The sequence below is a fragment of the Desulfonatronospira sp. genome (assembly GCA_003563255.1).
Taxonomy (GTDB): Bacteria; Desulfobacterota; Desulfovibrionia; order Desulfovibrionales; family Desulfonatronovibrionaceae; genus Desulfonatronospira.
In genome coordinates, this window is record PWSL01000249.1 from 1 (window position 1) to 12,451 (window position 12,451).

6 protein-coding genes are annotated in these 12,451 nt (G+C 52.5%); 5 read left to right on the forward strand and 1 reads right to left on the reverse strand.

The genetic code is table 11. From position 1 onward, the window contains the following. Window positions 1-163 precede the first annotated feature (163 nt). The gene (locus tag QZP87_RS07220; protein ID WP_291322247.1) at window positions 164-454 is read left to right on the forward strand and encodes a DUF1805 domain-containing protein; all 291 of its coding nucleotides are present in this window, start codon (window positions 164-166) and stop codon (window positions 452-454) included. A gap of 23 nt (window positions 455-477) precedes the next feature. On the opposite strand, the gene QZP87_RS07225 is transcribed toward QZP87_RS07220, so the two are convergent. Continuing rightward, on the reverse strand, window positions 478-5,064 hold the full coding sequence (locus QZP87_RS07225) for a glutamate synthase-related protein (RefSeq protein ID WP_291322248.1): 4,587 nt from the start codon (window positions 5,062-5,064) through the stop codon (window positions 478-480). 551 nt (window positions 5,065-5,615) lie between these two features. Between QZP87_RS07225 and QZP87_RS07230 the strand changes: the two genes are divergently transcribed. The 4 genes from QZP87_RS07230 (at window position 5,616) to mltG (ending at window position 12,175) form a co-directional block, all read left to right on the forward strand. Further along, window positions 5,616-6,977 carry a sodium-dependent transporter gene (locus tag QZP87_RS07230; protein WP_291322249.1) on the forward strand — a complete coding sequence of 454 codons (1,362 nt, stop codon included), beginning with the start codon at window positions 5,616-5,618 and terminating at the stop codon, window positions 6,975-6,977. A 209-nt stretch (window positions 6,978-7,186) separates the two neighbouring features. Continuing rightward, the gene (locus QZP87_RS07235) at window positions 7,187-10,732 is read left to right on the forward strand and encodes an FAD-binding and (Fe-S)-binding domain-containing protein (protein WP_291322250.1); all 3,546 of its coding nucleotides are present in this window, start codon (window positions 7,187-7,189) and stop codon (window positions 10,730-10,732) included. Window positions 10,733-10,740: 8 nt separating this feature from the next. Beyond that, window positions 10,741-11,166 (forward strand): Holliday junction resolvase RuvX, encoded by a 426-nt coding sequence (gene ruvX, locus QZP87_RS07240; RefSeq protein ID WP_291322251.1) that lies wholly within the window; start codon window positions 10,741-10,743, stop codon window positions 11,164-11,166. Between the two features lies 1 nt (window position 11,167). Then, on the forward strand, window positions 11,168-12,175 hold the full coding sequence (gene mltG / locus QZP87_RS07245) for an endolytic transglycosylase MltG (RefSeq protein WP_291322252.1): 1,008 nt from the start codon (window positions 11,168-11,170) through the stop codon (window positions 12,173-12,175). The last annotated feature ends 276 nt before the right edge of the window (window positions 12,176-12,451 follow it).

Consider the following 12,451-nt stretch of genomic DNA (forward strand, 5'->3'; position numbering starts at 1 on the left):
AAAGGCAACCAGTTTTGCTAATGAGAGATTTCAGTAACCAAAAAAATATTGTCGCGGGGACTGTCCCAAGTGTGGGATACGAGCACTTCTTTATCTTGGGTTGCGGGCATAGCCCGCGTTATGTGTTGAACAGATACACATATACAAACTGAGGAGGTTTACCATGGAAGGTTGTAATCAACTGATGATAGACGGAAAGACCTGCTGGTACGTGGAGTTTCCCACCCCAAAAACCAGGCTGCTGGCGGTCAGGGGGGAAAAGGGTATTCTTGGGTGCGGTTATTTCAACATGGCTGTGGCTGAAAAGATTGATGAAGCCCTGGCGATTGTACGCGGAGTACAAAGTGTTGAAGACATGCTGGAAGCGGAGGTCAAAAAAGTAAGCCCCGCCGCCCAGGTCCTGGGGGTCCATGCTGGGATGACCGGGCGCGAGGCTATGCAGCTCATGGCCTGATGGTGCCCGGTCCCGGGGCATGACTATTCTGCGGATTTTACCCACAAAGGTTTGGGCACTATGGCTGCAAATCGTGTTTCGGCGTGTTGCATAATGTCCCTGACTATGCCTGCCTCTTCCATCTGCAGGCTTTTTTCCAGCTCATGAATGTAAGGCTCTAGAAGTCGGTGGACATCCCTGATGCCCTGGTCTGAGATGGGTGTAACGATCACGTTGGCTCCTTTTGCCAGACGGCGTCTGATATTGTCCCGCCCGAAGTCGTATTCCGGATAAAGGCATTGATAAACCACTCCCCCGGTCATGCCGGAACAGATCCAGGGTCCGGGATCCCCGAGGACCACCACCCTTCCTCCGGTCATGTACTCGAAAGCAAAGCCCTTGAGGTGGGCGTTGACGGCCAGGTTGCCGCCTTCATCATTGACAGGGGAGGTAATGCGTCCTCCAAAAACCACGTCCGCACCTGAAAGGCGCACACAGGCCCTGGAGTCGGCCATATTCTGGATCATAAGCAGTCCGCCGATAGCTCCGTAAGCAAAGCTTTTGCCGGTGGAACCGTCAATATGGCGGCCCAGAAAGTTGCTCCCCTTGAGCACTCCAAGGCGTCCTCCAAAACATCCCTTGGCGGCCCCGTCCTGGGATCCTCCGAGTACCACCACTTCCAGGCCTGACCTGCCAAAGGCACAGAGACCATTTCCCGGGACGGAATTTTCCAGCCTGAGAGAGGCCAGCAGGTCTTCCTGTTCAGGAAAGCTCCGCTGTATAGCTCCTGCCAGGTAGGTGCCTACAGCCCGGTCGGAACTGCTTACATTATCCTCGGCAAAGTTCACCCGGTTTTCACCTGTAGAAAAATGTTCCATTGCCAGGTCGGAAATCAGCCTGGTCAGGTAGTTTAAAGGTTTTCTTACTACTCTGCCATGCTCTGCTGTTTCAGGCACTGGTGGTTTGTCTATGCTCAAAAGCAGATCCGAAAGATCGACCTTGTCCTGTCCATGGTTTTGTGTCAGCAGGTCAGTTCGGCCTGCAAGGTTCTGAAGACTGCTTTGTCCCATTCGAGCAAGCCGCATCCGCATTTCGTCTCCCAGAGCCCTGAGAAGTCTGGTCAGATTATCGGCCTCTACCTCTGAGGTTCTGGGCCAGAAATTTTTGAGACCCTTTTCCTGCGCTTCTTCCCTGGTACGAAGCTGTGTGGAGATACCCATGGGGCAGCGGTCCAGGTGGCATCGTCGACAGCTGATACATCCTATACCCATCAAGGCCAGGGTGCCAAGACCGACACGGTTTGCACCTAAAAGAATCAGCTTCAGGATTTCGTTGCCGTTTCGGACGCCCCCATCGCACCATATTTCCACCTGATCCCTGAGATCCGATTCCACCATGGCCTGGTGGGCCAGGCTGACACCAATTTCCACCGGCAGACCAACGTATTTTTTGGCGTGCTCCCTGGCCGCCCCGGTTCCTCCTTCGTAACCGCTCAAATTGATTATGTCGGCCCCGGCCTTGGCTATACCTACAGCAATGGTGCCTACTCCGCTGGTGATGGGTATCTTAACAGATACCCTGGCCAGGGGGTGAGCAGTTTTAAGTTCCGTAATCGTCTGGGCCAGATCTTCTATGGAGTAGATATCATGCTGGTTGGACGGAGATATAAGGGTTATGCCGGGCTTGCATTTCCTGGCTTCTGCAACCATGGCGGAAACCTTGGTTCCGGGAAGGTGTCCGCCTTCCCCTGGCTTGGCTCCCTGGCCGATCTTGATTTCCAGAAAATCGGTGGAGTTTAAAAGTCCCATAAAAACCCCGAAACGCCCGGAAGCGATCTGCTGTCCACGGTTGTGCCGAAATGCGCCCAGCATATCAGGAATTTCACCTCCTTCGCCGTTCATACAGATGATATTGGCCTTTCTGGCGGCCAACGCGTAGGAGCGGAAAGAATTTTCGCCCTGGGATCCGAAGGACATGGCCGCTATAACCAGGGGAAGGTCATGTCCGTCAATGGAAAGATCTATCTGGTCATGTGTGAGCTGCTCTTCACAGGGAGCTTCCTTGAGACTCAGCAGGTGGCGGATTCCTGAAGGCATGTGTTTGTCTATCTCTTCCAGGGAAACCGCCATCTCAGCATATCCTGTTCTGCCCTGAGCCACCTTGCGCAGGATGCGTCCTACTTTTTGATTTCTTGAAGGCTCTGAGTAAAGATCTTTTCCAACATGGTTCAGGGCGCGTTCCAGACGCAGGCGACCCTGGTGTTCCAGAAAATCCAGCCCTATTCCTGAGGTATTGGAATTGCAGAAGCTCGGCACCTGCATCTGAGCGGCAAGGTCCCGGCCTATCCCCACCGCGGAAAAGATCCGGCCATAACCGCAGAGTTCATGAATCCCCATGGTAGACATGATTTTTTCCATGCCGGCCTGCAATACCTGCATGGTATTGTGCACCGCCTGCTCTGAAGGTATCCTCTGGGCGCAAATTTCAGAAGAAATACGCCACAGCAGATACGGATTCACAGCGTCAGCCCCGAGTCCGATAAGAAACATAATATCATGCAGGTTGCGTACTGCAGCAGAACGTATCACCACTGAGGCCTTGCGACGCAGTCCGGCCCGGACAAGTTTTTCCACCACCCATGCAGTGGCCAGGCCGGGATCCAGAAAGACCCGGTCCTGTTGAAAGGAATTTGAATCATCCAGCAAAAGAAGCATACAACCGGATTCGGTTTTCTGCAGGGCCTGAGCCGCAAGAGATTCCAGGGCCTGCCTGATGCCGCTGCCTGGAACATAAGTAGCGTCAAGAACCGCCAGCCGGCCCGGATCATGTCCCTGTCCGGTAAAAAAAGCGATGACCTCTTCCAGCAATGCAGTATTGAATATTCTGGCCAGTCCCTGTTCCCGTTCCAGGCTGAGCCTGCCTTCCAGCCCCCTTCCTCCCAGCAGTAACGGGGTGGCGAGTTCAAGCCCCAGGGCATGGCCGGCAGATTGGGACTCCATGTCAGGCCTTAAACCCAGAATGACACGAGTGGAAAAATGTTCCGCCTCCCTCTGGCGGTCTATAGCCGGATTGGTCACCACTGCTACGTTTTCCTTGAAGTAATCAGCCAGGTTGGGAAAGGCATCCGGCATCAGGCACGCCAGGGGACCGGTGTAACCCATGGAACCTATGGCTTCCCTGCCTTCTAATGCTACACGTTTTCGGATATTCATATCGTATTTCTGCCAGCCGAATGCAGCCAGCACGCCTGTTTGATCCAGTTTTGGAGGTTCGGTCATGAATGTTTGCCCCTGGGCAAGAATACTGGTGTCTCTTAAAAAAGCGGATGCGATTCCCATACCCCGGTCTCTTCCACCTGCCAGTGAGTATAGAAAGGCAAGTTTTCCATCGCTGCCGGTTCTTCCCTGCATAATTTTCAATAACTGGTCCTGGTAAGCGTTGTAATCCAACACCTGAGCCCTGGTTTCTCTCCCGGTGCGAACGGCGATCTTTTCCCCGGGTGCAAGAGGCCTGGGGTCGCGGATATTGTATTTCAGGTCCACTACGCCTTTTTCAGAAGACAGGAAATAGTGGGTTTCACTTTCTCCGAACCACAAGGGACGAAGCCCCAACGCATCCACACTGCCAAGGCAAAGGTCGCCGTACCTGCACATAATGGCTGCCGGTCCCTGAGCGGAACAGGGGAAAAACCAGCGATAAAGGGAATAGAGTTTTTGAAGATTTTCAGGGTAGTCTTCCACAAGACTGTGGACAGGGGGAAAAACCATTTCCAGGGCTTCCATGATGTCCAGTCCATGCTGATGCACCAGCCCTTCCAGAATTCTGTTCAGGTTCTGGGAATCGCTTCCGTCCATTACGGGCCTGATACCCAGCATCCTGGCCGTGGATTCCAATCTTTCAATGGTGTTTATCTCGCCGTTGTGACCCAGCAGGGAAAAGGGCTGAGACCGGAGAACAGTGGGCAGGGTATTGGTGGAATACCGGCTATGCCCAAGGGTCACTACCGAGGTCATATCCGGGTCGCGAAGTTCAGGATATACTTTTGGCAGCATATCCGGGACTCCCTGGAGCTTGTATATGGCGCTGTCCAGGCTCAGGGAAGCTGTTTCCAGCCGGGGCAATTCTTTCTCCAGGCGCATCTGTGACGAAAAAAGCCTTCTGGCTGCTGCAGGGCGGGATGCATCGGGGGCGATGCCTGCAAGCTGCCAGAAAAGGGGGGCTTCAACCGATGCCCTGGGACCAAGTTCCTGGTTGCGGGTGTTGCCCTGGATTTCCGTCAGGATGTTCAGACCCTCCTTTTGAAGAATGTTGCGGGTCAGTGCCTGGATATCGGCCCACTGGTCTTGCAGGTCCAAAGGGATCAGAAAGTGTCCGGCAAAGAAGCCTCTGCTTTCAGCCAGGTATGGGTTCAGGCCGGAACTGGACAACCGCTTCATCCATATTGTCCGGGGCAGGTCCGTGGAGAGTCCGCACCCATCTCCTTCTCCGTTTATATCTCCTGAGCGGTGGCCCATTTTGCGCAGAGCGTCGATGGTCTGAACGATGTTGGCATGAGTGGGCCTTCCCTGCTTGTCAACATGAGCTATGACAGCACATGCATCTTTTTCCTGGATTTTTGACCTTGAAAGCATGGTAATACCTTGATCTTTTAAATTTTTGAGAGGTGGGCATTACAGATGCGACTTTTTGCAGTTGCATCATTACAGGCAGAGGATAAAATATTGTTGAAGTCAGAAAAGCCCTGACACGAATACTTATAAAAAGCGATCTCTTTTGGCAATATTTTCAGTTCAGGATTTGAATTAACGTATCTGTTTAGCGCTTTTCAGGAAAGCAGGGGACAGGCACTCCGGGACCCACTTGAGCATCATTTTGTGCTTAAAATATCTCATTTTCTGGGACAATCACGCCTCAGGCGTGACGGAAGAGCCAGTCCCCATGCCACATGCAAAGCGCTAAACAGATACGAATTAACAAAATCGGCAACAATTTTTTTGCTGCAGAAAAAAACAAAATCCGGTAGTTGCTGTGCAGCGCTTTGCATGTCGCATGGGGGGACTGTTTCTCCCCGCTCTGGTGATTTCCTCAGGTCCTGTCACAACAACAAGCACCACGCAAAGCGCGTGGCAGGGAGCGTGGCAGGCCTTAGTTGTCAACCGTCTAATCAAAAAGGAGAAAGAAAATGCAGGATGTGAATTTTCGGGAAAGTTGGGCCACCAGGATGGGGTTTGTGCTGGCAGCCTCGGGTTCGGCAGTGGGACTGGGCAACATCTGGCGTTTTCCCTACATGACCGGGGAACACGGCGGAGCGGCTTTTCTATTGATTTATCTGGCTGCCATCATTCTCATAGGTTATCCGGTCATGGTCAATGAGATCATATTAGGACGCAAGACCAACAAGAATCCCGTAGGGGCATTCAAGGCCCTGGCCCCGAATACTCCGTGGTGGCTGGTGGGTGCTTTAGGGGTGTTTACTGGCTTTGTAATCCTTTCATACTATTCTGTAGTGGCCGGATGGTCACTGGCGTACATCTACAAGGTTGTTATCTCCGCTACAGCAGCGGAAATAGACCATGCAGATGTGTTTATCGGGCATATTACCAGTGTCTGGGAGCCCATCATATGGCAGGCGATCTTCATGATCCTGACCATAGGCATTATTGCAGCAGGTGTTGTGCGGGGTATCCAGAGGTGGGTGATCATTCTAATGCCGGCAATCCTGGTGATCCTGGTGATCCTGATCATCAGGGCTGTTACCCTGCCGGGAGCCGGGGAGGGTCTGGCCTATTACCTGCAGCCCAATTTCGGAGATGTCAGTTCCAGGACTTTTCTAGGAGCCATTTCCCAGGCCTTTTTCACTCTGAGTCTGGGTATGGGGGCCATAATCACCTATGGCAGCTACTTGCGGGCAAAAGACGAGATACCAGGCAACGCAGCTTCGGTGGTCGGCATTGATACCGGAATAGCAATCCTGGCCGGTTTTGCCATTTTCCCGGCGGTTTTCGCCCTTGGCTTTGCCCCGGACGGCGGACCCGGCCTGGTCTTTATCACCCTGCCGGCGGTTTTTGCCGAAATGCCCCTGGGAGTGCTTTTCGGCGTGCTTTTTTTCATACTGCTCAGTATTGCCGCTTTGACCTCGGCCATATCCCTGCTGGAGGTGGTCACTGCCTGGCTTATTGATGAAAAAGGCTGGAGCCGCGGCAGTGCCGCCGTTGCCATGGGGATCATAATATTTATCGTGGGTCTGCCGACAACCCTTGGCTACAGTGTGCTGAGCGGTGTGACCTTTCCCGGTCTGGGTATGGATCTGCTTGATACCTATGACTGGTTTGCCAACAGCATATTTCTGCCTCTGGGAGGTCTTTTAACCGCAATATTTGTAGGATACATCTGGGGAGCCAAGAAAGCCGTCCAGGAAGGCAACAAAAACGCCGGGTTTATCTCCCTGGGCAACTGGTGGGTGGTGCTTATCCGCTACGTGGTGCCGGTATTGATCCTGGTCATAATGATCATGGGTATTTACGACACCTTTTTCGGAGATTAAGGTAAACATGTAATCATTCAGGGGGGGTAGTAACGTCCAGGGGGACAGTCCCCTGGCCTTGTGCCATTAGTCACCTCCGAGTACCCCCTGAGTGGTTACGTAAACATGATTTGTCCCGGGCTCTTGCCAGAAGAGCCCGGGGCCGTTTGTATGGATTTTAACCATGATTAAGCTCTTCATATTCAATGCTGCTAACAAGGACATGATTAATGCCCGATAAGAAACCACATTCTTCTCTAGAACCGGAGATTATTATTGATCAGGTTTTAAATGTCAGTTCCAGCCAGTTTGAGGGCTGGCCGGAGTCTGTAAAAAGGCTGGCACTGGAACTGGCATCTGAACTTTTCATCATCAGGTACAACCCTTTCATCAACCCTCAACTGGTACAGCAAAGTGTGTTTTCCAGGCTTGACAATGAACGTGGAGGCATAGCCCCAAAATTCCTGAGCAGTATCACCCAGGCCCTGGAAAAATACTGGCATGACTATCTGGAGGACCAGAGATTCAAAGAGAAAGTCAGGAAAAAAATCAGCAGATATCTCTCCACTGATAATGTATCCACCAACCCGGCCACTTTGCTGGAATGCTCCACTGACGCCACAGACCTCCGCCTGGATATGCCCATGATGGTGGTATTCCCGGAAGACACGGCCCAGGTCCAGGCAGTGGTGCGCCTGGCTAATGAAATGCAGTTCGGCCTGGTTCCCAGGGGTGGGGCAACGGGTCTCACCGGGGGAGCTATACCCTGTTCCAGGCGGACAGTAGTAATTAATACCGGACGGCTAAAAAAGATCATGGACATAGACCCTGAATCCATGGTGCTGACAGCCCAGTCCGGGGGGGTTACCCTGGATGCCATCAGGGCGGTAGACCGCAAGGGGCTTTTGTTTACGGTCGATCCAGCTTCCAAGGCAGCTTCTTCCCTGGGGGGGAATGTTTCCGAAAACGCGGGTGGACCTTTTGCTTTCGAGTACGGAACCACACTGGACAATGTGTTGAGCTACAAGATGGTTACCCCCACAGGAGATCTTATTCAGGTTAAAAGAATCAACCATCCCAGGCACAAGATTCTGCCCCATGAAACTGTTGTATTCGAGATCAAGGATGAGCAGGGCAGGGTCAAGAACACTGTCAGACTCAAAGGAGATGAAATCAGGACTCCTGGACTTGGCAAGGACGTTACCAACAAGTTTCTGGGCGGCTTGCCGGGAATCCAGAAAGAGGGCGTAGACGGTCTGATAACGGAGGTCAGTTTCACCCTTTACCCGCAACTGGCTCATTACCGGGTACTGTGCCTGGAATTTTTCGGGCATACCATGCATAATGCAATGCAGGTGATACAAGAGATAGTTGCCCTGCGAGACGGGATCCGCAAAAGCGGGGACAAAGTCAAGATTTCAGCTCTGGAAGAGTTCGGCACCAAGTATGTGCAGGCCATCGAATACCAGAAGAAATCCTCCACCTATGAGGGTGAGCCCATGTCAGTTCTTATTTTGCAGCTCGACTCTGATGACCTTGATGCCCTGCAGGAGGTGGTGGAAAAGATCGTGCAGCTGGTCTCGCCTTACGACCAGGTGGACGTGTTTGTGGCCGATGATGACAAAGAGGCCGAAAAATTCTGGGAGGACAGGCATCGCCTTTCCGCCATTACCAAACATACCAGCGGATTTAAAATAAACGAGGACGTGGTCATACCCCTGGAGGTTATTCCGGAATTTGCGGATTTCATTGAAAACCTGAATCTGTACTACCTGGCCCTGGCCTACCGCAAGGCCTTGAACAGGGTTCTGGACCTGCCCGGTGTCAGCATTGACGATGAATATATCCTGATGGAACTGCAGGTTATCGCCCAAATACTGAAGCAGCAGGTGACCAAGGATGCTCTGCCGGAGCAGATTTACGAACTGCAGATAGTGTTTTTCTTTCAGGATCTCAAGGGGCGTTATCCCGCCCACAGGGACAGGCTGGATGAGATTTTGAAAAACCTTCAGAGCAGCAGAGTCATCATAGCCAATCACATGCATGCCGGTGACGGCAACTGCCATGTCAATCTTCCGGTGAATTCCAATGACCCTGAAATGATGCGCCTGGCAGAGGCGGCGGCAGCCAGGGTCTTTGAAGAGGTCCTGCGCCTCAACGGACAGGTGTCAGGGGAACACGGCATAGGTCTGACCAAGATCAAGTATCTTTCCAGCGACAAAATCGAAGCCCTGAAAGCCTACAAGGCAGAGGTGGACCCCGGAAATATATTCAACCCTCAGAAACTGGTGCAGAGGAAGATGGTTTCGGTGCCCTACACCTTTTCGTTCAACCAGTTGATCGAGGATCTGCGCCGGGCCGGACTGGATGAAAGCGATCTATTTATTGATCTCTTAAAAAGCATCCAGAATTGCTCGCACTGCGGCAAATGCAAGCAGGCCTGTCCCATGTTCATCCCTCGGAAAGGCAAGCTTTACCACCCCAGGAACAAAAACATTTCCCTGGCCGGACTCATCGAGGCCCTGTATTATACCATGCTGGTGCAGGGCGATCCTGACCAGCAGGTGCTCAATGAACTGCGCACCATTGTGGAACACTGTACAGCATGCGGGCGCTGTACCAGTATCTGTCCGGTGAAGATAAAGGCCGGCAAGGTGTCTTTGGAGGCCAGAAACTACCTCAAGGCCAGAAATGTTTCCGGACATGCAATAAAGGACCGCCTCCTGGATTATGTCTCACAGGATCCGGTAAAGCAGATTCCCAGGATGGCCAAGGCGGCGGTTTTAGGGCAGAAGTTTCAAAACGCCCTGGTGGGAATTATACCGGCCTTCTGGCGGAAAAAGGCAACCAGTCCCGTATTTCAGACCAGAACTCCGGCCATGGAGTACCGCAACCTCTCGGAGGTTCTAAATCTTCATGAACAGAACCTGTTTGTATCCGGAAATAACAGCGACTCCAGAGCGCTTTTGTATTTTCCAGGATGCGGGGCAGGCATATTCTATCCCTCCATAGGGCTTGCCGGACTGGCTCTGTTGCTTGAAACCGGAAGAAATGTCGTCCTGCCCCGGAACCATATGTGCTGCGGCTACCCCCTGCTGGCTGCCGGAGATGAAGATGGAATGCGCAGGATGGAGAAAGAAAACACTCAAGCGCTGAACCGTCTCATCGCAGATTTTCAGTGGCAGGGCCTGAACTTTTCACACATACTGACATCCTGTGGCACATGCCGTGAGGGAATACAGGGATACCGCCTCAAGGGCTACGGGAAGGTGCTGCAGCACCAGGACGTGGTACAGTATCTGCTAGAGAATCTGCAGATACCTCAACAGGCGGATTCCAGACAGGTTCTTTACCATCATTCCTGTCATGTTGAATGGGAAGATATAAATCCTTTAAAGGCCGGGGGAATTTATGCCCGGAAATTCCGGGAAGCCCTGAACCTGCAGGTGGAAATGAGCACCGGCTGCTGCGGAGAGAGCGGCCTGGGGGCCATGAGTTCTCCCAGGGTCTTCAACCCGGTTCGGCAGGAAAAAATCCAGAATCTGGGAGAGCAGCTGCCGGGTTTCGGCCCGGATATCCCCTTGCTGGTTGGATGCCCTTCGTGTAAAATCGGAATAGGAAGGTGCATGGAAATGCTGAAAGACAAGCGCCCGGTGATGCACACCGCCGAGTATACGGCGGAAAGGCTGCTTGGTGAAAAATGGAGGAAGGATCTGCTGCAGAGAATTAAAAATGCTGAGCAGGACAGAAATATGATCCTGATTAAAGCTGGATAGTCTGAAGTATGAAATGTCTTGGGATTGACTTTGGACTAAAAAGAGTGGGGCTGGCTGTAAGCGACCCCCAGGGGAAGATGGCCTTCCCCCTGAAAACCATTCACCGCGGCACACGGGAAGATCTTTTTAATGAGATTATTGAGATAATTAACAGTCTTGGAATAGAGGCCATTGTACTGGGGCTTCCCCTGGGTCCGGAGGGTCAGGAAAGCCTGAGCTGCAGACAGATCCAGAACTTCCGGATAAGCCTTGAAAGAAGGACTGCAGTACCGGTACATATCATTAACGAAGCCTGCACCTCCCATGAGGCAGAACTTATCCTCAAAGGGCGGGGTGTCAGGGGTAAGAATCTCAAGGACCAGCTTGACCAGGCGGCAGCCGTCCTGATCCTGGATTCTTTTCTTGCAGGCAGGCAGTCGGCGGGGGAGGGATAAAATGAGTATAAAAAAAGTGCTTGGGGGACTTTTTGCTTTGGCCTTACCAGTGATTGTGCTGGGAGGGATCTACCTGCATCATCTGGTGCATTCTCCTCAGAGTCAGGAAAGCCGCATGGAGATAGTCCGCATAAGCCCGGGCCAGAGTTTTAAAAGTATTGCTTATCAACTTGAATCCCAGGGCCTTATTAAAAGCGGGACATTAATGTATTACTGGGGCTGGATCCAGGACAAGGCCACCAGGGTTCAGGCAGGGCATTTCCAGGTGGATACCAGCTGGTCCATACACCAGATGCTGGAGCACCTGAGTACGGGCAGGGAGAAGCTGAAGCGCCTGCAGATCCCCGAGGGGGCACCCTGGTGGGATATTGCCAGGCTCCTGGATAAAAAAGAACTTGCGTCTTTTGAAGAGTTCGAAGCGGTGATCCATGACAGAGAATTCCTGGACCGGATGAATATTCATGCCTCCAACGCTGAAGGTTTTCTGTATCCAGAGACATATTATATTTCGCCCAGCAGAGACCTGGGGGCTGAGAAGCTGGCCCGGATAATGATCAACCAGTTCTGGAGTTCCACCCGGGACCTGTGGGGAGATATGCCTTTTGAGGAAATTTATGAGCTGGTCAACCTGGCTTCTCTAATTGAAAAGGAAACGGGTAGTGCAGAAGAGCGGCCAAGGATTGCAGGGGTTTTTCAAAATCGTCTGGCAGGCAACATGCTTCTGCAATGCGATCCCACCATTATTTACGGGCTGGGGGAAGAATTTGAAGGCAGGCTCAGACGCAGGCACCTGGAAGACAGGGATAATGCATACAATACATATCAGTACCGGGGTTTTCCTCCAACGCCCATCTGTTCTCCAGGCCGGGCCTCACTGGAGGCGGCCCTGAACCCCGAAGAGCACGGTTACTACTATTTTGTTTCCAGAAACGATGGTACTCACCACTTCAGCAAGACCCTGCAGGAGCACAACCGTGCGGTTTACCGCTACCAGATAATGGTGCGCTGAGTTTTTTCCGGAATCATTGCAAATCCGCTGCCCCAGGGCTGCTTTGCAGGTAACCATTCAGGGGGTGCCGGTACCGGCCCGGGGACAACCGGCCCGGGGACAGTCCCCGGGACACTTTTCCTGCACAAATCAAATATGACAGACGCTGAGTTGTGTGAACCTGCACAGATAGTACTAAGCGGGGACAGTCCCCAGGCCTGTTGCCAGGAACTACAACGGTACCGGCCCGGGGACAGTCCACGCGAAACTTTTCCTGCACAAATAAAATATGACAGA